The organism is Micromonospora sp. WMMA1996 (assembly GCF_002573675.1).
Classification (GTDB): Bacteria; Actinomycetota; Actinomycetes; order Mycobacteriales; family Micromonosporaceae; genus Micromonospora; species Micromonospora sediminicola.
On record NZ_PDHU01000003.1, the window covers coordinates 858,581 to 883,161 of the forward strand.

General features: G+C 73.3%; 21 protein-coding genes. 8 read left to right on the plus strand and 13 right to left on the minus strand.

All coding sequences use genetic code 11. From position 1 onward, the window contains the following. Window positions 1-3 precede the first annotated feature (3 nt). Window positions 4-2,592 carry a hypothetical protein gene (locus COO58_RS23675; protein ID WP_098747229.1) on the plus strand — a complete coding sequence of 863 codons (2,589 nt, stop codon included), beginning with the start codon at window positions 4-6 and terminating at the stop codon, window positions 2,590-2,592. Here COO58_RS23675 and COO58_RS23680 read toward each other — a convergent pair. The 3 genes from COO58_RS23680 to COO58_RS23690 are packed head-to-tail and all read right to left on the minus strand — an operon-like array spanning window position 2,569 to window position 4,888. Then, the gene (locus tag COO58_RS23680; protein ID WP_091570699.1) at window positions 2,569-3,216 is read right to left on the minus strand and encodes a nucleoside/nucleotide kinase family protein; all 648 of its coding nucleotides are present in this window, start codon (window positions 3,214-3,216) and stop codon (window positions 2,569-2,571) included. The genes COO58_RS23675 and COO58_RS23680 overlap by 24 nt on opposite strands. Then, the gene (locus COO58_RS23685; RefSeq protein WP_091570694.1) at window positions 3,216-3,857 is read right to left on the minus strand and encodes an SIMPL domain-containing protein; all 642 of its coding nucleotides are present in this window, start codon (window positions 3,855-3,857) and stop codon (window positions 3,216-3,218) included. Before COO58_RS23685 ends, COO58_RS23680 begins: the two co-directional genes overlap by 1 nt. 5 nt (window positions 3,858-3,862) lie before the next feature. Next, window positions 3,863-4,888, minus strand: a complete 1,026-nt coding sequence (locus COO58_RS23690; protein ID WP_098747232.1) for a prephenate dehydrogenase/arogenate dehydrogenase family protein — start codon at window positions 4,886-4,888, stop codon at window positions 3,863-3,865. Window positions 4,889-5,110: 222 nt separating this feature from the next. Here COO58_RS23690 and COO58_RS23695 point away from each other — a divergent pair, with 222 nt between their 5' ends. Then, window positions 5,111-6,952: a M48 family metallopeptidase gene (locus COO58_RS23695; RefSeq protein ID WP_091570686.1), complete on the plus strand. Its 1,842-nt coding sequence runs from the start codon at window positions 5,111-5,113 to the stop codon at window positions 6,950-6,952. 44 nt (window positions 6,953-6,996) lie between these two features. Here the strand turns inward: COO58_RS23695 and dapC are convergent, their stop codons facing one another. Further along, complete coding sequence (gene dapC / locus COO58_RS23700; RefSeq protein WP_098747401.1) at window positions 6,997-8,106, minus strand: succinyldiaminopimelate transaminase; 1,110 nt, start codon at window positions 8,104-8,106, stop codon at window positions 6,997-6,999. Further along, window positions 8,103-8,429, minus strand: coding sequence for a ferredoxin (fdxA, locus tag COO58_RS23705; protein ID WP_007464872.1), 327 nt, complete (start codon window positions 8,427-8,429; stop codon window positions 8,103-8,105). The genes dapC and fdxA overlap by 4 nt, the downstream gene beginning before the upstream one ends. 79 nt (window positions 8,430-8,508) lie before the next feature. Between fdxA and COO58_RS23710 the strand changes: the two genes are divergently transcribed. Continuing rightward, the gene (locus tag COO58_RS23710) at window positions 8,509-9,465 is read left to right on the plus strand and encodes a GNAT family N-acetyltransferase (RefSeq protein WP_091570679.1); all 957 of its coding nucleotides are present in this window, start codon (window positions 8,509-8,511) and stop codon (window positions 9,463-9,465) included. 2 nt (window positions 9,466-9,467) lie between these two features. Here the strand turns inward: COO58_RS23710 and COO58_RS23715 are convergent, their stop codons facing one another. The 3 genes from COO58_RS23715 to mshB all read right to left on the minus strand — a co-directional run bounded on the left by COO58_RS23715 (window position 9,468) and on the right by mshB (window position 11,432). Then, window positions 9,468-9,932: a hypothetical protein gene (locus COO58_RS23715; protein ID WP_098747236.1), complete on the minus strand. Its 465-nt coding sequence runs from the start codon at window positions 9,930-9,932 to the stop codon at window positions 9,468-9,470. 85 nt (window positions 9,933-10,017) lie between these two features. Beyond that, the gene (locus COO58_RS23720; protein WP_091570671.1) at window positions 10,018-10,512 is read right to left on the minus strand and encodes a hypothetical protein; all 495 of its coding nucleotides are present in this window, start codon (window positions 10,510-10,512) and stop codon (window positions 10,018-10,020) included. Continuing rightward, entirely contained in the window at window positions 10,509-11,432 is a 924-nt protein-coding gene (mshB, locus tag COO58_RS23725; RefSeq protein WP_091570667.1) for an N-acetyl-1-D-myo-inositol-2-amino-2-deoxy-alpha-D-glucopyranoside deacetylase, read from the minus strand. The genes COO58_RS23720 and mshB overlap by 4 nt, the downstream gene beginning before the upstream one ends. A gap of 87 nt (window positions 11,433-11,519) precedes the next feature. Between mshB and COO58_RS23730 the strand changes: the two genes are divergently transcribed. Next, a complete protein-coding gene (locus COO58_RS23730) occupies window positions 11,520-13,667 on the plus strand; it encodes a prolyl oligopeptidase family serine peptidase (protein WP_091570663.1) in 2,148 nt (715 codons plus the stop codon). A 93-nt stretch (window positions 13,668-13,760) separates the two neighbouring features. On the opposite strand, the gene COO58_RS23735 is transcribed toward COO58_RS23730, so the two are convergent. From COO58_RS23735 to COO58_RS23755, 5 genes are all read right to left on the minus strand, one after another. Then, a complete protein-coding gene (locus COO58_RS23735; RefSeq protein ID WP_098747237.1) occupies window positions 13,761-15,503 on the minus strand; it encodes an ABC transporter substrate-binding protein in 1,743 nt (580 codons plus the stop codon). 114 nt (window positions 15,504-15,617) lie between these two features. Further along, window positions 15,618-16,604 carry an ABC transporter permease gene (locus tag COO58_RS23740; RefSeq protein WP_091570654.1) on the minus strand — a complete coding sequence of 329 codons (987 nt, stop codon included), beginning with the start codon at window positions 16,602-16,604 and terminating at the stop codon, window positions 15,618-15,620. A gap of 11 nt (window positions 16,605-16,615) precedes the next feature. Further along, entirely contained in the window at window positions 16,616-17,623 is a 1,008-nt protein-coding gene (locus COO58_RS23745; RefSeq protein WP_091570649.1) for an ABC transporter permease, read from the minus strand. After that, complete coding sequence (locus COO58_RS23750) at window positions 17,620-18,735, minus strand: ABC transporter ATP-binding protein (protein WP_255292753.1); 1,116 nt, start codon at window positions 18,733-18,735, stop codon at window positions 17,620-17,622. The genes COO58_RS23745 and COO58_RS23750 overlap by 4 nt, the downstream gene beginning before the upstream one ends. Then, window positions 18,732-19,835: an ABC transporter ATP-binding protein gene (locus COO58_RS23755; RefSeq protein WP_098747238.1), complete on the minus strand. Its 1,104-nt coding sequence runs from the start codon at window positions 19,833-19,835 to the stop codon at window positions 18,732-18,734. The genes COO58_RS23750 and COO58_RS23755 overlap by 4 nt, the downstream gene beginning before the upstream one ends. A 237-nt stretch (window positions 19,836-20,072) precedes the next feature. Between COO58_RS23755 and COO58_RS23760 the strand changes: the two genes are divergently transcribed. The 4 genes from COO58_RS23760 to COO58_RS23775 all read left to right on the plus strand — a co-directional run bounded on the left by COO58_RS23760 (window position 20,073) and on the right by COO58_RS23775 (window position 24,579). Next, window positions 20,073-20,621 carry a Uma2 family endonuclease gene (locus COO58_RS23760; RefSeq protein ID WP_098747402.1) on the plus strand — a complete coding sequence of 183 codons (549 nt, stop codon included), beginning with the start codon at window positions 20,073-20,075 and terminating at the stop codon, window positions 20,619-20,621. Between the two features lie 112 nt (window positions 20,622-20,733). Beyond that, complete coding sequence (locus tag COO58_RS23765) at window positions 20,734-22,170, plus strand: TldD/PmbA family protein (protein WP_091570641.1); 1,437 nt, start codon at window positions 20,734-20,736, stop codon at window positions 22,168-22,170. Continuing rightward, a complete protein-coding gene (locus COO58_RS23770; RefSeq protein WP_098747239.1) occupies window positions 22,167-23,573 on the plus strand; it encodes a TldD/PmbA family protein in 1,407 nt (468 codons plus the stop codon). Before COO58_RS23765 ends, COO58_RS23770 begins: the two co-directional genes overlap by 4 nt. Before the next feature lie 199 nt (window positions 23,574-23,772). Beyond that, the gene (locus tag COO58_RS23775) at window positions 23,773-24,579 is read left to right on the plus strand and encodes a hypothetical protein (RefSeq protein ID WP_091570634.1); all 807 of its coding nucleotides are present in this window, start codon (window positions 23,773-23,775) and stop codon (window positions 24,577-24,579) included. Window positions 24,580-24,581 lie beyond the last annotated feature (2 nt).

Genomic DNA, 24,581 nt, shown 5'->3' on the forward strand with positions numbered 1-24,581 from the left:
GCGATGGAACGGGTGCTGGAGCTGCGGGTGCACGGGGTGTCCAACACCCCGCCCGATCAGCTGCTCGGCCTCCGGGCCACGCCAGGCGGTGACGGTCCGCAACCGGAACAGGTCGCCGGCGGGCCGGTGACCGGCTTCTTCCGGTCCAGCGCCGCCCAGCGGGACGACCCGGTCACGGTCGAGGCGTACAGCTGGGGGCGGCTGACCTCGGGCGCGCGGACCCGGCGGGACGTCGAGCGGGCCCTGTGGACGCTCCTGCTGCCGTTCGCGCTGGCCAACGTCGCCCTGCACGCCCGCGCCGGCATCCCGCCGGACCCGGACCAGGAACGCTGGGCCAGCCGCTCCGGCATCACCGCCTGGCTCATCCGGCTGTTCTGCCTGAGCCTGACCTGCACCCTGGTGATCGCGGTGACCGGGGTCGGGGTGGACCTCATCGGCTGGCAGTGCGTGGGACGGGACTGCCTCGGCCAGATCCCCGGGCCGTGGGAGTTCCTCGGCGACCCGTGGTGGCGCCAGGGCACCCGGGCGCTCGCCCTCGGGCTGTTGCTGCCGCTGCTCGTGGTCGGCGCGATCGGGCTGGTCGCCTGGCGCACCTACCAGTACGAGGCGCAGATGCCGGCGGAGCCCCGCCACCGCCCGGTCGCGCCGGAGGACGGCGGTCAGCCGGTCGAGCGACCGGAACCGCCGGAACTCCCGGAGAACCCGTTGCAGGACCCGACGTTCTGGAACGGGGAGGGCCAGCTGCGCCGGGCCGCCGTGCTGCACCTGTGCACCGGGGCGGTGGTGGCCGCCGCCGTACCGGTGGCCGCCGTAATGATCATGGACCCGCCGCGCGGCGTACGGGCCGCGGTCGCCTGGTCGACGGTGGCGCTGCTGGTCGCCGTGGTGGCGATCGCGGTGGTCGCGGTGGGTCGCCCCTGGCTCAGCCGACGCCAGGGCGCGACCCCGCTCGGCCGGTGGAGCGCGGCGGTGGCCGGGCTCACCCTGCTCGGTCTGGCCGGCACGTTCGCCCTGCTGTTGCTCCCGGACGGTCCGGCCGGTCAGCCGCTGTCGACCTACCGCCCGCCGCTCGGGTGCGTCGCGCAACCCGACCTGACCGGGTGCCGCACCGATCGGTCGCTGCCCGGGTACGACACCGCGGTCGCCTGGCTCGTCACCTACCAGGTGCTGCTGCTGGTGGCCATCGCCGCGACGAACCGTTCCGGTCGGCGCGCGCTGCTCGGACCGGTGCTCGGCGCCGTGCTGCTGCCCGTCGGGACGGCCTGGATCGAGCGCGGCCTGCCCGGTCTGCCCGCCGCGCCGTACGGAGCGCGCACCTGGATGCTCGTCGGCCCGGTGGTCGCGCTGGCCGTCGCCGGCCTGGTGCTGCCCCGCCTCCGGCCCGCCGTGCCGACCCAGCCGCTCGGGGCGTACACCGATCTCGCCTGGCGCGGCTGCGCGCCGGCGGTCATCGCGGGTTTCGGCTGGATGATGGCCGTGGCGTACTGCGCCGGGCTGCTCTACTGGGTCAGCGACCGGCTCGACGGGCGGGCCGAGCCGAGCGGGCCGAGCCGGGTGGTGCCCCCGCTCGCCGTCTTCTGGGCCGGGCTGGCCTGCGTGATCGGCCTGCTCGCACTGCTCGCGCTGCTGGTGCGGGTCGCGGTCCTGCTGCACCGCCTGCGCCGCGCCGAGTACGCCCGGCTGACCGCCGCCGGCGGCCTCTCCGCCCACGACCTGCGCCGGTGCCGTGACGTCAGCACCTACCGGGCGCTGCACCGGCTCGTCGGCGAGCACGCGGTCCGGCTGGTGGGCTGCTACGCCACCGTCTCCGCGGTGCTGGTCACCCTCTGCTGCGCCGCGGCGCTCTCCGGCCACCGGCCCAGCCCGCTCTCCCCCGCCGGCTGGCAGACCGCGATCCACTGGGCCGCCGAGCGGGGCGACGCCCTGCTCGGCTGGCTGCCGGTGATCACGGGCGCGCTCGGGCTGCTGGTCTACCGCACCGACTCGGTGCGCCGCTCGGTCGGCGTGGTCTGGGACGTGTGCACGTTCTGGCCCCGGGCCGCGCACCCGCTCGCCCCGCCGAGCTACGCCGAGCGCGCCGTGCCGGAACTCCAGACCCGGGTGGCCGGGCTGCTGGCACTGCCGCCGCACCACCCCGACCGGATGGACGGCGTGATCCTCTCCGGTCACAGCCAGGGCACCGTCATCTGCGCCGCGGTGCTGCTCCAACTGCCCCGCCGGTGGCGGCGACGAACCTGGTTCTTCTCCTACGGCTGCCAGCTCACCCGGCTCTACGGTCGTGTCTTCCCGGCCTACTTCGGGCCCGAGCGCCTGCGCACGCTGGCCCGGGCGGTCACCTGGCCCGGCGGGCACGTCGCCTGGACGAACTTCTGGCGGAACACCGACCCGCTCGGCTGGCCGGTGAGTGCCGGACAGCGGGACGTGCCGGTGACCGACCCGGAAGCGCTGCACCCCTCCGGCGGCGAGGTGGCCGACCCGCCGATCCGCAGCCACAGCGGATATCCCGAGGCGGTCGAGTTCGCCCGCGAGCGGGCCGTGGTGGCCCGGCTGCTGCGCCGGACCGTGCCGTCACCCCGGCAACGGATCGGCTAGCCGGACCACCAGGTCGGCCTGCCCCGCCGTGCCGGCCACCAGCCGGGCGTTCTCCTCGTCGCTGCCGAGCGCCCAGGCGCGTGCCTGCTCCGGCGACTTCCCGTACGCCTCGTGGCGGGCGGTGAGCCGGCGCAGCCGCAGCTCGGCGTCCAGGTCGAGGAACCACGCCTGGTGCAGCAGCGAACGCACCTCCTCCCACGGGTCGTCGCGCAGCAGCAGATAGTTGCCCTCGGTGACCACCAGGCGCACCTCGGGCGGCACCTCGATCGCACCGGCGACCGGCTCCTCCAGGTCGCGGCGGAACTCCGGCGCCCACACCGACGTCGGCTCCAGCCGGCGCAACCGGCGCAGCGTGGCCACGAAACCGTTGACGTCGAACGTGTCCGGCGCGCCCTTGCGCGCCGCGCGCCCGAGCCGGGCCAGTGCCGACCCGGCCAGGTGGAAGCCGTCCATCGGCACCAGTCGGGCGGTCGGACCGACCTCGGCCACGATCCGTTCCGCCAGCGTGGACTTCCCTACCCCGGGCGCGCCGGCGATGCCGAGCAACTGCCGGGGGCCGTCCTCGGCCAGCGCCCGGGCGCGGGCGACCAGCTCGCGGAGCGGGAGCACCTGGGCCGGCGGCATCAGTCGAGCACCGGCTCGCTGATGGTGAACCGCGCCTCGACCGCCGCCTGCACCGGCTGTGGGGCCGGGTCCAGCTCCAGCTCCGGAGCGGAGTCGCCGGACCGGGCGAACGCGGCCTTCGCCAGCATCGGCGGCGCGGCGGTCAGACCGGTGTCGGCCAGCTCCCGCAGGGCGGTCACCCGGGCGCCGAGCGCCTCCGCGTACTCCCGGGCGCGGACCAGCGCGTCGGCGATCGCGGCGTGCCGCGCCTCCCGGTGGGCCGGGCTGTCCGGCCGCAGGGACCACACCGGACCGGCCACCTCGACCTGCTCCTGGTCGGCCAGGCGCAGCATCAGCTCGCCCAGCGCGGTGAAGTCGGTGACCGTGACCGTGGTGCTCACGCTGCCCTGGTAGGCCACCACCCGCTCGCCGGAGCGCTTCGTCACCGGCCAGACCCGGACCTGGCCGGTCTCCCGCCGTTCCACGGTCGGCCCGGCGGCGTCGAGCAGCGCGCGCACCGCGGCGGCCCGTTCGGCGAGACGGGTCAGCGTGGTCTCCCGGTCGCGGTCCCGCGCGACCGCGGTCACCGTGAACCGGGCCAGCTCGGGGGCCACCTCCCGGTACGCCTCGCCGCGTACCGCCACGACCGGTGCGTCCGCCATGCCGCTCAGCCTAACGGCGGGGTGGCCGGCAGGTGCGCCGTGTAGCCGACCGCGCCGGCCGTCACCCGGCACCCGGTCAGGTGACCGCCCGCCGCGCCCAGCTCACGCAGGTAGGCCAGCTCGCCGGCGTGGTCCGCGCCGGCCGGGAACTCCCGCCGGTGCGCGGTGAACCCCCGCGCGCACAGCGTGGCCCGGGCCGCCCGCGCCTCGGCCAGCCGGCCGGTCAGCGCGTCGGCGTCGCCGGCCCGCAACGCCGCGGCCACCTCGTCCAGGAACGCGCCGACGGCGGTCAGCTCGACCAGTACCCGGTCCCGGTTGGCGAGCAGCATGTTCGCGGTCCGCTCGGGCGGGCCACCGGCGACCCGGGTGCCGTCGGCGAAACTGCCGGCGGCCAGCGCCAGCACCGCGTCCCGCAGCGCCGAGCGCTGCACCGTGCCGGCCAACGCGCCGGCCAGCACGTGCGGCACGTGCGAGGCGAGCGCGGCGGCGGCGTCGTGCTCCGGCGCCGACATCGGCACCACCCGCGCGTGGAAGACGTCGACGAGCAGCGCGGTGAGCCGACGGAACGCGTCCAGGCCGGTCGGCCCCGGGCAGAGCACCCAGGCGGCGCCGTCGAGCAGGTCCGCGCCGGCCGCACCGAGACCGGCCCGGTCGGCGCCGGCCATCGGGTGCCCGGGCACGAACCGGCGCCCGAGCCCCTGCGCGGTGGCCGCCGTGGCCACCTCCGCCTTGGTGCTGCCCACGTCGGTGAGCACGCACCGGTCGTCGGTGGCGGCGGCCACCCGGGCCAGCATGGCGGGCAAAGTGGGCAGCGGCCCGCAGACGAACACCACGTCCCGGCCGGCGACCGCCTGCTCGACCGTGTCGGACACCGCGACGCCCCGATCCCGCAGCCGACGCCGGACCGCCGGCTCCGGATCCCAGCCGGCCACGTCGAGGCCCGCGTCGCGCAGCCGGAGCAGCACCGAGCCGCCGATCAACCCGGTGCCGACCACCGCCGCGCGCGCCAGCCCGCCGGCCTCGCCCACCATCGGCCCACCTCGGCGTCCGCGTCGTCCCGGAGCCGGGCGGCCCCGCGGGGAAGTCCCGCCGAGGATATCGCCCGCCGCCCCGCCCGGGATCACGGTCGGGTCCTCGGGGGAGATCGATTCGGACGGACGGGGGTTGTCCCCGTCGGACCCGCGTCGTACGGTCCCCCGGCGGCTCGACCGGATCGACCGGTCGGGCCCTCGTCAACGGGGGAAGGAAGACGCATGTCCGCGACGTACCGGGCGCTCGCCTCGGTGGTCATGTTGATCGGTTTCTACGTCGTCGCGCTGCTCCAGCTCGCCGCCGTGGTCGCGCTCGGGGTCTGGCTGTTCGGCCACACCAGCGGCGTGATCACCGGCAAGCTGCTGCTGCCGCTGGTGGTCGCGCTCGGCGCGGTCGGCGTGGGGATGTGGAAGGCGATCCGTACGAAGAACGAGCCGGCGCCCGGCCTGATCCTGGACGAGCGCGCGGCGCCCCAGCTCTGGGCCACCGTGCGTGAGCTGGCGACGGCGGTCGGCACCCGGGCGCCGGACGAGATCCGGCTGGTGCCGGAGGTGAACGCGGCGGTCGGCGAGCAGAGCAGGCTGCTCGGCCTGATCGCCGGACGGCGCACCCTCTACCTCGGGTTGCCGCTTCTCCAGGCCATGCGGATCGACCAGCTCCGGTCGGTCCTGGCGCACGAGCTGGGCCACTACTCCGGCCGGCACACCCGGTTGGGCGGCGTCGCCTACCGGGGCCGGGTGGCGATCGGGGAGACCATCGAGCGGATCAGCCCGCGCAACCCGATCGGCTGGGTGTTCAAGGGTTACGCGATGCTCTACCTGATGGTCGACAACGCCGCGTCGCGCCGTCAGGAGCTGGAGGCGGACCGCGCCTCCGTCGCGCTCGCCGGCACCGAGGCGGCCACCTCGGCGCTGCGCACGCTGCCGGCGCTGGACGCCGCCTGGGGCTTCTACATGCGCCGCTACGTCGAGCCGGGCTGGTCGGCCGGGCTCGCGCCGGACGACCTCTTCGGCGGCTTCGCGCACCTGCTCCAGGCGCGCCGTGACGAGATCGACGAGCTGCGGGAGAACGCCCCGGAGGGCACTCCGTCCCGGTGGGACACCCACCCGCCGATCGGCGTCCGCGTCGCCGCGATGACGTCCGTGCCGCCGACGGCGGCGGGTGCGGACGACCGACCGGCCTGGATCCTGCTCGCCGACGTGGCCGGGGCCGGCCGCGCGCTCCAGTCACTGGTGGTCGAGCACGGCTCCCGGCGGCTGCTGCCCTGGCCGCAGTTCGTCGCCGAGTCGGTGGCTGCCGGCGTGCAGCGGCAGGCGGACGGCATCTACCGGGCGGCCGGCCGGTTCACCGGCAACGCCGGGCCGGGACTGCCGACCGTGCTGGAACTGGTCCGCGCCGGTCGGCTCGGCGAGTTCGCCGAGCGGTTCTTCGGCGGCGCCACCCGCGAGGAGGCCGCCGCCGCCTTCGCCGGCCCGATGGAGACCCTGCTGGACAACGCGGCGGTCCGCGCCGGGCGGGCCCGGTGGCAGCTCTCCTGGTCCGGGCCGGCGCAGCTGGTCGGTCCGGCGGGTGAGCCGTGGGACCTGGCCGAGGTGGCCAAGCTGGCGGTCGCGCCGGAGAGCCTGGACGAGGCGCTGGCCCGGCTGGCCGCGCTGGGGATCGACGTCGGCGCCGCCACGGTGGTGCAGGCCCGCGCGTCGGCCCGGGACGCCGACCTGATCGGCGGGCTGGCCAACATCAAGATCGACGGCCGGGAGCACGACGTGCTGGTGCTCGACAACGGCCTGGTGCTGATCCCCGACCCGGGCAAGGCCGGCGAGGGCGAGAAGCGGCTGACCGCGCTGGTCGGCTCGGTGCCGGTCGCCGAGCTGGCCGGCCGGCACCCGTACCTGCCGTACGAGGAGATCACCTCGGTGGAGGTGCGGCGGGAGGTGCCGTTGAAGGCCACGCTGACCCTGTTCGACGGCCGCACCGTGCAGATGCAGGAGCTGATGGCCAGCGAGTTCCTGGAGAAGCGCAGCCGGGACACGCTGCTGACGGTGTTCCGACGGATCAACGGCTGAGCCGTTCCGGCCGCCGGCCCCGGTCGGGGCCGGCGGCCGGGTGGTCAGGACTCGGCCAGCCGGCCGGCCACCGCGTCGACGCGCTCGTCGGACTCGGTCAGCGCCACCCGGACGTGCCGGGCACCGGCCGGGCCGTAGAAGACCCCGGCGGCGACCAGGATGCCCCGCCGGGCCAGCCAGTCGACCGTGTCCCAGCAGTCCTCGTCGCGGGTCAGCCACAGGTAGAGCCCGGCCTCGGAGTGCTCGACGGTGAAGCCGGCGCCGGTGAACGCGGCCCGCAGCTTCTCCCGCCGGGCCCGGTAGCGCTCCCGTTGGGCGTCGGCGTGGGCCTGGTCGCCGAGCGCGGCCACCATGGCGGCCTGCACCGGGGCCGGCACGATCATGCCGGCGTGCTTACGGATCTTGAGCAGCTCGGCCACCAGCGCCGGGTCGCCGGCGACGAACCCGGCCCGGTAGCCGGCCAGGTTGGAGCGCTTGGAGAGCGAGTGCACCGCCAGCACGCCCGCGTACGACCCGCCGCAGACCTCGGGCGAGAGGATCGAGACGGGCTGCGCGTCCCACCCCAACGGCAGGTAGCACTCGTCGCTGGCGACCACCGCCCCGCGCTCCCGCGCCCACTCGACCACCTTGCGCAGGTGGGCGGCGGGCAGCACCCGGCCGGTCGGGTTGCCGGGCGAGTTGACCCAGACCAGGCGCACCCGGGGATCCGGGCCGAGGGCGGTCAGCGAGTCGCTGCGCACCGTGGTCGCGCCGGCCAGCCGCGCCCCGTCCTCGTAGGTCGGGTAGGCGACCGACGGCACCACGACCACGTCACCGGGGCCGAGCCCGAGCAGCGTGGGCAGCCAGGCCACCAGCTCCTTGGAGCCGATCGTCGGCAGCACACCCAGCCCGTCGACGCCCGCGCCGCAGGCCCGGGCCACCCAGGCCGCGATCGCGTCCCGCAGGGTGGCCGTGCCCGCCGTCAACGGGTAGCCCGGCGCGTCCGACGCGTCGGCCAGCGCCTGCCGGATCAACGGTGGCACCGGGTCGACCGGCGTGCCCATGGAGAGGTTGACGAGACCACCCGGGTGCGCCGCGGCCGTGGCGGCCGCGGCGTCCAGCGTGTCCCAGGTGAACTCGGGCAGCCGTGCCGAGACCGGCGTGGGCCGGCTCAGTGGCCCTCGCCGCGCGGCGGCTGCGCGGCGACGAAGGTGGCGTCCTTCTCCACCTTGCCGATCTTGGAGGCGCCCCCGGGCGAGCCCAGGTCCTCGAAGAACTCGTAGTTCGCGCCGGTGTAGTCCTTCCACTGCTCCGGCACGTCGTCCTCGTAGAAGATCGCCTCGACCGGGCAGACCGGCTCACAGGCACCACAGTCGACGCACTCGTCGGGGTGGATGTAGAGCATCCGGTTGCCCTCGTAGATGCAGTCGACCGGGCACTCCTCGATGCATGCCTTGTCGAGCACGTCCACGCACGGCTCGGCGATGATGTAGGTCACCGGTCTTCTCCTCCGCAAGACTCGTCGCGATCATCCGCAACGGTAAGAGCCTAGTATCTCGCCGGGGAGGGGGTCGATCGTGCTCCGACAGCAGGACGTGGGACACCGGATCGTGGTCCGCCGGATTGTGGGGATTCGGGGAGGCCGGCCGCTGTTCTCCGACGCGCTCGGCGAGCTGGTGGAGCTGAGCGAGACGCACATCACGCTCGCCACCGACGCCGGTCCGCTGCGCGTACCGGTCGGCGAGGTGCACCGGGCCAAGCGGGTGCCGCCGGCCCGCCGGCCCACCGCCGCCGCCGTGGTCGACCTGGAGGTGGCCGCCGACGAGGCCTGGCCCGCCCCGGTACGCGGACGGCTCGGCGACTGGCGCCTGCGCTCGGCCGCCGGCTGGACCGGCCGGGCGAACAGCGCGCTGCCGATCGGCGACCCGGACCGCCCGCTGCCCGCCGCGCTGGACGCCGTGCAGCGCTGGTACGCCGACCGGGGCCAACCGGCGCTGGTGAACACCCCGCTGCCGCTGGCCGCCCCGGTCGGCGCGGAACTGGACGCGCGCGGCTGGACGTCCCGCCCGCCGGTGCTGGTCCAGACCGTCCCGCTGGCCACCCTGACCGCACCGGACGCCGACGCCGCGCCGGAGCGGCGGGTGACGCTGGCCGACGCGCCCGCCGACGACTGGCTGGCGGTCGCCGCCGACCGCAAGGGCGGACTGCCGGCGGAGGCGCGGCACGTGCTCACCGCCGTGGCGCGGGTCCGCTTCGCCGAGCTGCGGGTCGACGGGCGGCTGCTCGCGGTGGGCCGCGGCACCGTCACCGGCGAGGGCCGCTGGTTCGGCGTCAGCCTGCTGGAGGTGCTGCCGGAGGCCCGCCGGCAGGGGTTCGCCGCGGCGGTCGTGCGCGCCCTGGCCGGGTGGGCCGCGGCGGAGGGAGCGTCCCGCGCGTTTCTCCAGGTGGAGCAGCGCAACGTGGGCGCGGTGGCGCTCTACCGTCGGCTCGGCTTCACCACCCACCACACCTACCTGACCCGGGTCGCCCCCTGAGGTCAGCGGCGGACGATCTTGCGGGGCCGGGACGCCTTCATCTCGGCGTACCGCTTGAGCTGGCGGGACCGGTGGTCCCGGCCGAGCGCGGTGAGGATCAGGTAGCCCACCAGCACGCCGGCCAGGGTGGCCGCGAGGTAGAGCCAGATCTGGGCGAAGAAGAGACCCGCGCCCCCGCCGAACGGGTTCTCCCCGACCAGCAGCGGGCCGACGAACACGGTCAGCGCCAGCGCCACGACCACGCCGACGGCCAGGTCGCCCGCCCAGTGCCCGAGCGGCCGGTCGGCGCCCCAGCGGAACGAGGTGACGGCCAGGACCAGCCCGATCACCAGGAACATCGCCAGGGAGACCCGGCCGGAGGCGGTGTCGTCGTCCGGGAACGCGAACCGGATGACCAGCCGGGCCACCACGTTCACCGCGAACAACGCGGCCGCCAGCACGCCGACCGCACGCCACCTCTGAGCCATCGCACGCCTCCCGCCGTACCACCCGCCCCCACGGCGGGCCTCTGGCAGGAATGTCTACCACCGCCACCTGTGCGGCGTCAGCACCTCACCGGGAGACCGGCGGCGGCACCACGATCTGCCGGAAGCCGAGCACCGCGAAGGTGACCGCACCGGCGACGATCAGCGCCAGGCCGAGCACGTTGTCACCGGCCAGCGCCAGGTCCCCCTCGGTGGTGCGGAAGCCGCCCACGACGATCACCAGGAACCAGGGCAACGCGGCCAGCGCCACCGCCCACCGGGTGCCGGTCGACCGGTGCGCGAACGAGCCCAGCAGCACCGTCGACGCGACCACGGCCGCGATCCCGGCGAGCACCAGACCGATCCCGACCAGCGCCTGGGCGCCGCCGGAGCGGCCCTGCACCGTCTCCCACGCCCAAGTCGCGAAGATCAGGTCGAGCAGCGCGGCCAGGACACCGGCCCAGACCGTCACCACGCCACCGGCCACGCGTACCACGCGGTCGAGCGCCCGCTCGGCGCGCGACGGCGACGCGGGTGGCTGCGGCTCGGGAAGGATCGACACGGGTGCGGCGGGCAGCGTCACCGGAGACCGGCCGCCGCGACCGGGGTGCGGTCCGGCCCGTCCAGGCCCAACCCGGCGAAGAGGTCGTCCTCCCAGCCGTACGGGCCGACGCCCGGGCCCCTGCCGCCGACCGCGAGCGTGAAGTATTCGACCCCCATGAACTCGGCGCCGAAGTTGCCGGCGATCGAGTAGAGCCACGAGTTGGCCGGGATCTGGGTGGCGTGGGCGCGCATCGCCGCCTCCTTCGCGGCGTGCTGCTCGGTGGCGTCGATCCGCGCCGCGATCTGCGCGTCCGGCGTGCCGAAGGGCAGCTCGTCGACGTCGTCGATGCCGGCGAAGGGATTGTCCGACGACTCGGTGAACGCCTCCAGGCCGGCGTCCAGCACGCTGCGCGGCATGGCCGTCCAGTAGACCTTGGCCGGGGCGATCCCCTCGGCGGCGGCCAGCTCCACGCCCCGCATCGCCACCCGGTGCGCCTGGATGTGGTCGGGGTGCCCGTAGAAGCCGTTCGGGTCGTACGTGATCACGACCTGCGGGCGGACCTCGCGGATGACCTCCAGCAGGTGCCCGGCGGCCTCGTCGAGGTCGGCGCGCCAGAACGCCCGCGGGTGGTCGTTGGTGGCCAGCCCCATCATCCCGGAGTCGCGGTAGCGGCCGGCGCCGCCGAGGAACCGGTGGTCGGTGACGCCGAGCGCGGCGCACGCCGCGGCCAGCTCGCCGATGCGGTAGCCGCCGAGCTGGTCCGCCTCGGCGGCGCAGAGCTGGGCCAGCTCGGGCACGTGGATCTCGCCCTCCTCGCCCAGCGTGCAGGTCACCAGCGTGACGTGGGCGCCGGCCGCGGCGTAGTGCGCCATCGTCGCGCCGGTGCCGATCGACTCGTCGTCGGGATGCGCGTGGACCAGCAGGAGGCGTCGGTCGGGCAGGGTCGTCACGCCCGTCACTCTAACCGGCGGTCCTGCCCGCTCGGCGCTCATGCGTCCGCCCAGGTCGGCCACATCACGCCCGGCACCCGCCTACGATCTGCAGGCGTGGACTTTCCCGAGCTGGCCGCCCGTACCCGTCGGTTCAGCCACGGGGCGCCGCGCGCCGTCTCCGTCGCGGGGGACGGCTCCCGGGTGCTCTTCCTGCGGTCCGCGGGACCGGAGGACCCGGCCGACGCGCTCTGGCTGCTCGACGTCGACAGCGGTGAGGAACGCCTGGTCGCGGACCCGGCGGTGCTGCTGGGCACGGACGCCGAGCCGACCCGGCTCGCTCCCGGAGAGCGGGCGCTGCGCGAGCGGCTGCGACTCAGCTCCGGCGGCATCGGCTCGTACGCGCTGGACGCGACCGGCCGGGTGGCCGCGTTCGCGCTGGCCGGGCGGCTGTTCCGGGCCGACCTGGTGCACGGTGACGTGGTCGAGGTCGCCGCCGTGGGGCCGGTGATCGACCCGCGACCCGACCCGGCCGGCGAACGGCTGGCCTACGTCACCGACGCGGCCGAGGGCGTCCGCCGGGGCCAGCTGCGGGTCGTCGAGCCGGACGGTACGGACAACCTGCTCGCCGGTGAGGACAGCGGGGTGACCTGGGGGCTGGCCGAGCACATCGCGGCCGAGGAGTTCCACCGTTACCGGGGCTACTGGTGGGCCCCGGACGGGCGCAGCGTGCTGGCCGCGCGGGTCGACGAGTCCCGCCTGGAGCGCTGGTACCTGCACGACCCGGCCGAGCCGGCGAGCCCGCCGACGTCGCTGGCGTACCCGGTCGCCGGCGGCCCGAACGCGGAGGTCAGCCTGCACCTGCTCGACCTCGACGGCGGCTGGGTCGACGTGCACTGGGACCGCGAGACCTACCCCTATCTCAGCTCGGTGGACTGGGCGGACGGCGGGCCGTTGATCACCGTGCTGCGCCGCTCGCAGCAGCACGGCCTGGTGCTCGCGGTGGACCCGCGCACCGGGGAGACGCAGGTGCACGCGGAGCTGGCCGACCCGCGCTGGGTGGAGCCGATCCCCGGCACCCCGGCGCACCTGCCGGACGGGCGGGTGCTGGTCGGCGGCGAGCTGGCCCACGACGGGTACGACGCCCGCTGCCTCTTCGCCGACGGGACGCTGCTCACCCCACCCTCGCTGTACGTGCGGCGGGTGGTGGGGCGGTTGCCGGCCGGCGCCAACCAGGCGGCCGACCTGCTGGTGGAGGCGAGCGAGGGCGAGCCGAGCCAACGCCACCTCTACCGGGTGCGGACCACCATCGGCGGTGGGATGGACGCCCGCCGGATGGGCAGCGACCCGGGCTGGCACACCGCCGCGATCGGCGGGGCCACGCTGGTCGTGGGCATCGCCTCGCTGGAGCACCCGGGCGTGCGGTGGCGGGTGTGGCACGGCGACCGCGAGGTGGGCGAGCTGCGCTCACTGGCCGCCACCTGCTCGTACGCGCCGCGGCCGACGATGGTCCGGGTGACCGACCGGCGGCTGCCCAGCGCGGTGCTCTACCCGGTCGAGCACGTCAAGGGCACCCGGTTGCCGGTGCTGCTGGACATCTACGGCGGCCCCGGCCACCAGGAGGTGATCGCGGCCCGCGGCGCCTGGCTGGAACGGCAGTGGTGGGCCGAGCAGGGCTTCGCGGTGGTGACCATCGACAACCGGGGCACCCCGGGCATCGCGCCGTCGTTCGAGAAGGCGATCCACCGCCGGGTCGCCGACGTGATCCTGAGCGACCAGGTGGACGCGCTCACCGCGCTCGCCGGCAAGCACCCCGACCTGGACCTGGAGCGGGTGGCGGTGCGCGGCTGGTCGTTCGGCGGCTGGCTGGCCGGGCTGGCGGTGCTGCGCCACCCCGAACTGTTCAAGTGCGCGATCGTCGGGGCGCCGGTCACCGACTGGGCGCTGTACGACACCGCCTACAGCGAGCGCTACCTCGGCATGCCGGACGACGGGATGGACGTCTACGCGCACCACTCGCTGGTCGAGCTGGCCGCCGAGCCGCTCGGCGACCCGGCGCAGGCCCGGCCGATGCTGCTGGTGCACGGGCTGGTGGACGACAACGTGCTGGCCGCGCACACGCTGCGGCTCTCCGCCGCGCTGCTGGCCACCGGCCGCCCGCACGCGGTGCTGCCGCTCACCGGCGCGAGCCACCTGGCCGCCGGCGGGGTGTCCGAGCGCCTGCTCCGCCTGGAACTGGACTTCCTCCGCCGCTACCTGGCGTAAGGAAGGGCCCCTTGTTAACGCCTGCGGTAGAGGAAGGGCCCCTTCTTAACGTCGCGCGTTAAGAAGGGGCCCTTCCTTCAACCACAGGTACGGCTACTGCTTGACGAAGGCGTTGACGAAGTTCGGGTAGCCGAACACGGAGGAGATGAAGACCCCGCCGGCCTTGGAGCCGTGCACGTTGTAGGCCACGTCCACGTAGAGCGGCACCACCGGCGCGTGCTCCTTCATGATCCGCTCGTCCAGCTTGCCCCACTCCGGGCCCTGGTCGGCCGGGGGCAGCGCCAGGATCCGGTCCATCTCGGCGTTGATCGCGTCGTCGTTGAAGTACGACTGGTTGCTGTTGCCCTCGGCCTTGATGGTGCGGCCGTCGTAGAGCACCGGCAGGATCGAGGCACCGCTCGGCCAGTCCGCGGCCCAGTTACCGATGTACAGGTCCCACGGGTTGTCCTTCTTCTTGACCTCGTCCAGCTTCGCGTCGTCCGGGATGTTCCGGACGGTGATCTTGAAGCCGGCGCGCTCCAGGTTGCCCTTGAGCTGGACCGCCTCCTGCTGCTCGGTCGTGTTGTCCGCGACGCCGAGGACCAGCTCCACGGTCTGGCCGCCGAGCAGCTCCTTCGCCTTCTCCGGGTTGCCGTTGGCGCCCGCCGGGTAGGCGTCGTACGCCTTGTAACCGATGGTCGACGGCGGCATCAGGGTGGTGATCGGCTGGGCCACGGTCTGGCCGCCGAGCGCCTTGACCAGGCCCTCGCGGTCGATCGCGTAGTTGAGCGCCTGGCGGACCTTCAGGTCCTTGACCCGCTGGGTGTTGATCACGAGCTGGTTGGCGCTCGGGGTCGGGGACAGCAGGGTGCGGGCCTTCAGGGCCGGGTCACCGGCCACCTTGGCGACCAGCGAGGCCGGCACGGCGTTGAAGGCGATCGCGCTCTGGTCGGCGCCGTTGTCGGCGATCACCCGGTTGTTGGCGGCGTCCGCGGTCGGGCCGAAGCTCCACACGAACTGGTCCGGGTACTGGTGGCGCACCGGGTCGGTCTTCGCGTCCCAGTTCGGGTTGCGGTCCAGCGTGAGCTGGACGCCCACCTGGTTCTTGGCGATCTTGTACGGGCCGGACGAGAACGGCTTCTGGTCCAGGTTGACCCCGGTGTCCTTCTCCGGCTTCAGCGGCGCCGTGGTGGGCAGCGAAACCGCGAACGGCAGGTCGCAGCGGGGCTTGGCGAACTCGAAGCGCAGCGTCTTGTCGTCCGGCGTGGTCAGGCCGGGCGGCAGCGACGTCTTGTTCTTCTTGAAGTCCCACTTGGTGTCGTACTGCGGGGTGTCGGCCAGCCACTCCTGGATGTAGGTGGGGCCGCCGGTGAGGTCCGGGTCGAAGGACCGGGCGATGCCGTACGCGATCTCCTTCGAGGTGATCGGGCTGCCGTCCTCGAACTTCACCCCGTCCTTGATCGTGAATTCCCAGACCTTGCAGTCGTTGTTGACGTTCTTGCCCGGGGTCTCGGCCAGGTCGCCCACCAGGACCAGGCCGCCCTTGCCGTCGTCCTTCCACGTGGTCAGGTAGCGGCTGAAGAGCGGGTTGGCCATCAGACCGGCGAACGAGTACGTCCGCTGCGGGTCCAGGTGGGAGATGGGGGTCTCCCGGATGATGGTGAACGTGCCGCCCTTGGCCGCGCCCTCCACCTCGGCCGCCGGCCCCTGCGAGTCCTTGGGGTCGGTCGCGATGACCCCGGTCTGCTGCCGGTTGCCGTCCACCTTGGTGCCCTCGCCCGTGTTCTCCGAGCAGGCGCCCAGCCCCACAACCAGTGCGATGGCGCCGCCGACGGCGGCCGCTGCGCGTGGTCGCATGTCCTACCTCCTCCACCCGTACGCCGGGCGCATCCGCCGACGTCCCGAGGATCGTAAAGAAGAAAAACTACGAGTTGTGTAACAGTTTTCGATAAATTTCGTCGGACCGGCTGGTCAGCCGAGCCGGACCCGGGGGTCGATCACCGCGTAGAGCAGGTCCACCACCACGTTGGCGAGCACCACGAAGACCGCCGCGATCAGCACGGTCGCCATGATGGTCGGCAGGTCACCGGAGCGGACCGCGTCCACCGCGGTCCGACCCATCCCGTTCAGGCCGAATGTCGTCTCGGTGATCACGGTGCCGCCGAGCGCCCCGCCCACGTCCAGGCCGGCGATGGTCACCACCGGCGTGATCGCGGCCCGCAGCGCATGTCGGCCGTACACCTTGCGTTTGGCCAGGCCCTTGGCGCGGGCGGTGCGGACGAAGTCCTCCGACAGCGTCTCCAACATCTGTGCCCGGGACAGCCGGGCATAGATGGCGGAGAAGAGGAAGGCCAGCGCCAACCAGGCCAGCACCAGCCCGCTGCTCCATTTCAGGGGGTCGTCGAAGAACGAGGTGTAGCTGGGCACCGGAAGCAGGCGCAGGTTGTAGACGAACACGATGAGCAGCACCGCGCCGACGAAGTACAGCTGCAGCGAGGCGCCGGTCAGCGAGAAACCGATCGCCGCCCGGTCCAGCCAGCTCCCCCGGCGCAGCGCGGACAGCATGCCCAGGCCGACCCCGAGCAGCAGCCACAGGATGGCCGCCGGGATGACGATGCTCAGCGTCACCGGCAGCACCCGGGCGATGGTGTCCGAGACCGCCTCGTTGGAGACGTACGACCAGCCGAGGCAGGGCGCGTCGCACTGGCCGCCCTGGGCGCTGCCCAGGTCCCGCCCGGTGACGATGCCCTTCATGTAGCCGGCGTACTGGCTGATCAGCGGGTCGTTCAGGCCCAGCTCCTGGCGGACCCGTTCCAGCCGCTCGGGGTTGCAGTTCTTCGGGCACATGCCGCTGACCGGGTCGCGCGGCAGCGCGAAGAACATCAGGAAGCTCAGCACGCTGACCGCGAAGAGCGTGAGCGCGGCCGAGAGCAGCCGGCGGACGAGGAAACGCGTCATGGGTCGGCCTCCTACCGGGACGACTTCGGGTCGAGCGCGTCGCGCAGCGCGTCGCCGAAGAGGTTGAAGGCGAACACGAGCGCGAAGATCGTGATGCCGGGGAAGAAGACGTACGCCGGGTCGGTCTGCAGGTAGTCGAGACTGCGGTAGATCATCCGGCCGAAGCTCGGCGTCGCGTCGGTGAGGCCGACGCCGATGAACGACAGCGCCGCCTCGCTGGTGATGTACTGCGGCACCGCCAGCGAGAAGGCGACCAGGATCGGTGCCCACACGTTCGGCAGCAGCTGGCGGAACAGCATGTGCCCGAGCCCGGCCCCGCTGGCCCGGGCCGCCTCCACGAACTCGCGCTCGCGCAGCGCGATGATCTGGCCCCGGACCAGGCGGGCGGTGCTGGTCCAGCCGAACAACGCGAAGATCGAGATGAGCACGCCGATCTGGAAGGACGCCGGGACGGCCTCCCGCTGGCCGTAGAAGCGCAGCGCGACGGTCGGCATCAGCGCCAGCGCGATGATCAGGAACGGCATCGCCAGGGTCAGGTCGGTGATCCAGTTGATCACCGAGTCCAGCCAGCCGCCGAGGTAGCCGGCGAGCGTACCCAGCGTCACGCCGATGACGGCGGTCAGCACGGCGGCGGCGAACGCGATGAACAGCGACGTCCGCAGCCCGTGCACCATGCGGATGAAGATGTCCCGACCCAGGCCGGGCTCCAGCCCGAACCAGTGGTCGCCGGTGACGCCGCCGGCGTAACCCAGCGGCATGCCGTAGCCGTCGAGACGGCTCTGGAACTGCTCCTTCGGCCCCACCCCGTACAGCGCCTCGATCAGCGGCACGGCCAGCGCGACCAGGACGAAGAAGACGAGCAGGGAGCCGCTGACCAGGGCGGTGCGGTCCCGCCGGAGCCGCGCCAGCGCGAGTTGGCCGGGTGAGCGGCCGACGAACTCCTTGTCCCGGCGCTCGTCGCCGTCACCGGGCGACTCGATCTCCGCGAGCGCCACGCCCTCGACCGGGGACAGGCTCATTCCGCCACCTCCTTCAGTTCCGGGGCGTCGCCGCCGCCGACCGCCGCGGGCGCGACAGTGCCACCGCCGACCGCCGCCGGTCCGGCAGTGCCAGTGCCGCCGCCGACCGTCGCCGGCTCGGTGGCGTCCACCGGTCCGCTCTCCGGGTAGTGGCAGGCGGTGAGCTGGGTGCCGCCGTCGCGGGTGGTCAGGGCGGGTGTTTCGGTGGCGCAGCGGTCGGTGGCTTTCCAGCAGCGGGTGCGGAAGCGGCAGCCGCTGGGTGGGTCCAGGGGGGTGGGGACGTCGCCGGTGAGGCGGATGCGGCCGGCGGGGCCGAGGGTGGTGACGTCGGGGATGGCCGAGAGCAGGGCGCGGGTGTAGGGGTGTTGGGGGCGGGTGTAGATGGTGTCGCGGTCGCCGATCTCGACGATGGTGCCGAGGTACATGACGGCGACGCGGTGGCAGAAGTGCCGGACCACGGCCAGGTCGTGGGCGATGAACACGAACGCCAGGTCGAGGTCGCGTTGCAGGTCGCGCAGGAGGTTGATGACCTGGGCCTGGATGGACACGTCGAGGGCGCTCACGGGTTCGTCGGCGACGATGAGTTTGGGTTTGAGGGCCAGGGCGCGGGCGATGCCGATGCGTTGGCGTTGTCCGCCGGAGAACTCGTGCGGGTAGCGGTTGTAGTGCTCGGGGTTGAGTCCGACCAGTTCCAGCAGTTCCTGCACGCGTTTCTTGACGCCGCCGGGTGGGGTGATGTTGTTGACCTGCAGGGGCATGGCCACGATCCGCCCGACGGTGTGGCGGGGGTTCAACGACGCGTACGGGTCCTGGAAGATGATCTGCAGGTCCTGCCGCAGCGGCCGCAACGCGCCCCGGCGGGCGTGGGTGATGTCCCGCCCGGCGAAGGTGATGCTGCCGGCGGTGGGTTCCAGCAGCCGCACCAGCATCCGCCCGGTCGTGGTCTTCCCACACCCCGACTCCCCGACCAGACCCAACGTCTCGCCCGGGCGGACGTCGAAGTCCACACCGTCGACCGCCCGCACGGCGCCCCGGGCGCGGAAGCCCTCGCGCACCGGGAAGTGCTTGGTCAACCCCCGCACCCGCAGCAGCGGCTCGCTCTCGACGCTCATCGGGCCACTCCCACCTGGGCGATGTCCTGCTGATAGATCCGGGTCCGCTCCGCCGCCGACAGATGACAGGCCACCAGGTGCCCCGTCTCGCCGGCCGCCCGCAGTTCGGGGACCTCGGTGCGGGAGCGGTCGCCGTTGACGTCGGCATAGCGGCAGCGGGGATGGAAAGCGCACCCCGGCGGCAGGTTGATCAACGACGGCGGGTTGCCGGGGATCGGCACCAGGTCCGCGTCCGCGTCACCGTGCAACGACGGCACGCTCGACAACAACCCCCACGTGTACGGGTGCTGCGGCCGCCGCAACACCTGCTCCACACTGCCGTGCTCCACCGCCCGACCGCCGTACATGACAAGCACGTCGTCGGCCACCTGACCGACCACACCCAGGTCGTGGGTGATCAGGATGATCGCCGAGCGGAACTCCTCCTGAAGATCATTGAGCAGGTCCAGGATCTGCGCCTGCACCGTCACATCCAACGCCGTCGTCGGCTCGTCGGCGATCACCAGATCCGGGTCGTTGACCAACGCCATCGCGATCATCGCCCGCTGCCGCATACCACCGGAGAACTCGTGCGGATACTGCTCGAACCGCCGCGCCGGCTGCGGAATCCCCACCCGGCCCAACATGTCCACCGCCCGCGCACGCGCCTCCCGCCTACCGGCCTTCGGGTGGTGCACCCGGTACGCCTCGGCGATCTGCTTCCCGACCGTGTAGTAGGGGTGCAACGCCGACAACGGATCCTGGAAGATCATCGCCATGTCCCGACCCCGCAGCCGCCGCACCTCCTCCTCCGGCAGACCCACCAACTGACGCCCACCCACCGAGATCTCCCCGGTGATGGACGCCCGCTTCGAGTTGTGCAGACCCAGAATCGCCAACGACGTGACGCTCTTACCGGAACCGGACTCGCCCACGATCCCGAGCGTGCGACCCCGCTCCACGGCGAACGACACCCCGTCCACAGCCCGGACCACACCGTCCTCGGTGTCGAACCGCACCCGCAGGTCCCGAACCTGGAGATAGGGGCCCTCGCCGGAGCGCTGCTCCGGCACCTCCGGGCGGTCCGGCTCCCCGGACGGCACCGCCTCCGACCTGCCCATGACCGCCTCCCCCTCCTGATGAAGAGAACCTACAGGAAACCTCTGGAGGCGAAAATAAGCTACAAAGGCCGGGCTGTCAGCGGTCAGAGCGTAACGACTCGGTTTCCGACCTGAACAGCCCTCACCAGGGACATTCACCGACGCGAGTGGGCATCGTCGTCTCGTCGGCGCACCTGAGGTGCGACCATGGTCCCGGCGACGAAGGGAAGATTCCCGCGACACGAGGTGGAGGTGACCATGACCGCGGCGGTGTTCGGCCACGACGGCCCGTGGACCGAAGAGGAGTACCTCGCCCTCAGTGAGACGCAGCAACGCGTCGAACTCTTCGACGGGAGCCTCCACGTGACCCCAGCGCCCACCCCGCGGCACCAGCGGATCCAGCGGAACCTCGGCAACCTGCTCGAAACCGCGGCGCGGCGCGTGGGCCTGGAGCTGCTGGAGACGGTCAACGTCCGGCTCAAGCCGGGCCGGATACCGATTCCCGACCTGGTCGTCACCGAGCCGATCGACTTCGACGAACCGATGATCGAGGCGCGGGACGTCCGGCTCGTCTGCGAGGTCATCTCACCGAGCAACGCGGCGACGGACAAGGTGCTCAAGATGCACTACTACGCCGCCGCCGGCATCGAGTGGTACCTGCTGGTCGAGCAGGAGACCGGCACGTTGCACCTCTACCGCCGCCAGGGCCGGCACTACCGGGAGGTGTCGGTGACCAAGCCCGCCGACGTGCTGGAGCTGACGGACCCCGTCCGGGCGACGATCCGCCCGGAGGATCTCGTCCCCTGACGGATGTCGGTGCGCTCGCCTAGGGTCGGCCCATGAGCGAGCGCCAGCGAGCGAATCGTCACCGCAGTGCGGCCGTGCCTCCTGGCGGCGCGGAGCGAAGCGGAGTGCCGTCATGAGCGAGTTCGCCGCGGCCACCGCCGCCGTGCAGGCCGCCCTCGACGCCGGGGCCCGCTATGCCGACGCCCGGGTGATGCACCGCCGCTACGAGTCGATGTCGGCGCGCAACGGTGACGTCGAGGAGCTGACCCAGCACGAGAGCATCGGCCTGGGGGTGCGCGCCCTCGTCGGCTCCGGGTGGGGTTTCCAGGCCGTACCCGAGCTGTCCGACGCCTCGGCCCGCGACGCCGGCCGGCGCGCCGCGGCGATCGCCACCGCGAGCGCGCGGGTCTCCGGCCCGCCGATCGACCTCGTGCCGGTCGGGGCGGCGGTGGCGAGCTGGGCCTCGACCTGCGCGGTCGATCCGCTCGGGGTGCCGCTCTCCGACAAGGGCGACCTGCTGGTCGGCGCCACCGCGACCATGCGGGAGCACGGGGCCGACCTGGCCGAGGGGCTCTACCAGATCTGGGACACCACAAAGTGGTTCGTCTCCAGCGAGGGCCACCGGATCGACCAGCACATCCGGGAGTGCGGCGGGGGCATCTCGGCCACCTCGATCGGCGACGGCGAGACCCAGCGCCGGTCCTATCCGAGCTACCGGGGGCAGTACGGCACCACGGGGTGGGAGCTGGTCACCTCACTCGACCTGGCCGCGCACGCCGCCCGGATCGCCGAGGAGTCCCGCGAGCTGCTCACCGCCCCGGAGTGCCCGGCGGGCGAGACCGACCTGATCCTCGGCGGCGAGCAGCTCGCGTTGCAGATCCACGAGTCGGTCGGGCACGCCATCGAGCTGGACCGCATCCTCGGCTGGGAGGCCGCCTTCGCCGGCACCTCCTGGCTCGACCTGGCCCGCCTCGGCTCGCTGCGCTACGGCTCCGAGCTGATGAACGTGACCATCGACCCGACCATCCCGGGCGCGCTGGGCAGCTTCGGCTTCGACGACGAGGGCTCCCCGGCGGTGTCGCGGGACGCGGTCCGCGAGGGGCGGTGGGTCGGGGTGCTCGCCGGCCGGGACTCGGCCGCCGTCGCCGGTCTGGGCTACGGCGGCAGCGTACGCGCTGACGGCTGGGCCCGGCTGCCGATGGTGCGGATGACGAACGTGGGCCTGGAACCCGGCCCGCACACGCTCGACGAGATCGTCGCGGCCACCGACGACGGGGTGTTGATGGACATCAACCGGTCCTGGTCTATCGACGACAAGCGGCTCAACTTCCAGTTCGGCTGCGAGGTCGGCTGGGAGGTGAAGAAGGGCCGCCGGGGGCGGATGCTGCGCAATCCCACCTACACCGGCATCGGGCCGGTCTTCTGGCGGTCGATGGACATGCTCTCCTCGGAGATCGTCCCGTGGGGCACGCCCAACTGCGGCAAGGGGCAGCCCGGCCAGGTCGGGCACACCGGCCATCCGGCCGCCCCGGCCCGCTTCCGCGGCGTCCGGGTGGGGGTGCGCGCGTGAGCGCCGAACAGGATCTCGCCGCCCGGGTGGTGGAGCTGGTCCGGCGCGTGGCCGGGCCGGGCGCGGAGGCCGAGGTGCTGGTGACCCGCACCGACCTCGCGCTCACCCGCTTCGCCAACTCCTCGATCCACCAGAACGTCGCCGAGACGGGCACCGCGATCCAGCTGCGGCTGCACGTCGACGGGCGGACCGCCGCGGGTGGCGGCAACCGGGTCGACGCCGACGGGCTGGCCGCGCTGGTCGAGCGGACCCGGGCCGCGGCCCGGCTCGCCCCGGCCGACCCGGCCTGGCCCGGGCTCACCGCGCCGACGCCCACGCCGTCCGGCCCGGGCGTCGACGAGGCCACCGCGTACGCCTCACCCGACGAGCGGGCCGCCCGGGTACGCGCCTTCGTGGACGCTGTCGAAGGGCTGGAGGCGGCGGGCTACTGCCGCACGGCGTACCGGTCCGGCGCGTTCGCCAACTCCGCCGGGCACTCGGCGCAGGGGCGGGCGGCGGAGGCGGCCATGGACGGCATCGCCCGCACCGGGAGCGCCGACGGCGTGGCCCGGCACTGCGCCGACCGCCTCGCCGACCTCGACGGCGCAGCGCTCGGCGCTCGCGCGGCGGCCAAGGCACGGGCCGCGGCCGACCCGGTGGAACTGCCGCCCGGGCGCTACGAGGTGGTGCTCGAACCGGCGGCGGTGGCCGACCTGTTGCAGAACCTCGCCTGGTTCGGCTTCAACGGCAAGCGGTACGCCGAACGGCAGTCCTTCGCCGAGCCGGGCGCCGCCCAGTTCGACCCGGCGGTGACGCTGGTGGACGACCCGCTGCACGCCTCGACGCTGCCGTTCGACCTGGAGGGCACGCCCCGGCGGGCGCTGCCGCTGGTGGAGGCCGGCACCACCCGGACGGTGGCGTACGACAGGCGCAGCGGCGCGGAGGCGGGCGTCGCGTCCACCGGGCACGGCATGGCCGGCGGGTCGACGTTCGGGCCGATCCCGCACAACCTCCGCCTGCTGGCGGGCGCGCCGGACACGGTCGACGCCGGGGTCGCGGCCGGACCGGTGAGCGCCGGGGTGACGGGGGCGGTGGGCGACCCGGACACCGCGGCCCTGGTGGCCGGCGTGCGGCGCGGACTGCTGGTCAGCGACTTCTGGTACACCCGGGTGCTGGACCCGAAGCAGCTGGTCGTCACCGGGCTGACCCGCAACGGGGTCTGGCTGGTCGAGGACGGCGTGCCGGTGCGGGCGGTGCGGGACCTCCGGTTCACCGAGTCGTACCCACGGGCGTTGGGGCCGGGCCGGGTGCTCGGCCTGGGCCGGTCGCCGCTCCGCCAGCCGGACCGGATGGACGGGTCCTGGTGGGAGGGACCCGCCCTGCGGCTGTCGTCGTGGAACTTCACCGGCGGCGCGTCCGGCTGATCCGGAACACCGACGCGGCCACGCCGTCCGGATATTGATCATGATCCGGGTCTTTCCAACCAGCGGGACACACGGGACACTGCGTTGCGCGGCCGGGCCGTGAAGATCGGCGTAACGTGTGTCACTTAGCCGCGCCGGTTCACCGGCGTGGTCCCGCGCGTGCGCAGGACGTGACAGTGACGTCAGGGAGATGACTCGAATGACATCAACGGCAACGAGACCGCGGGGAGCGCGGGCACGTGCCGCCATCGCGGCGAAGACGTTGCGGACCGACCGCTGGTGGTTCGCGCCATTGATCACCGTCGTCGGGCTGAGCGCGTGGGTCATCTACGCGACCGTCCGGGTCTTCATGCACAAGTGGTACTGGGTGGACCAGTACCACTACCTGACGCCGTTCTACTCCCCCTGCGTGACCGAGCGCTGCGTCGAGGGTTCCTCGCACTTCGGCAGCTTCCTGCCCGGCTGGTGGATCATCCCGGACGCGGCGCTGACCCTGCCGTTCCTGCTGCTGTTCCGGCTCACCTGCTACTACTACCGCAAGGCCTACTACCGGTCGTTCTGGCTGTCACCGCCGGCGTGCGCGGTGCCGGACGGGCACCAGTCCTACAGCGGTGAGACCCGGTTCCCGCTGCTCGGTCAGAACCTGCACCGCTACTTCTTCTACGCCGCCGCGATCATCTCGCTGATCAACACCTGGGACGCGATCTACGCCTTCCACTCCCCCGAGGGCTTCGGCTTCGGCCTGGGCAACGTCATCCTGCTGATCAACGTGGTGATGCTCTGGGCGTACACGATCTCCTGCCACTCCTGCCGGCACATCATCGGCGGCCGGCTCAAGCACTTCTCGAAGCACCCGGTGCGCTACAAGGCGTGGACCGGCGTGTCCTGGTTGAACGTCCGGCACATGCAGCTCGCCTGGATCACCCTGGGCACGCTGGCGCTGACCGACTTCTACGTGATGGCGGTGGCCGCCAAGTGGATCACCGACCTCCGGTTCATCAACTGAGG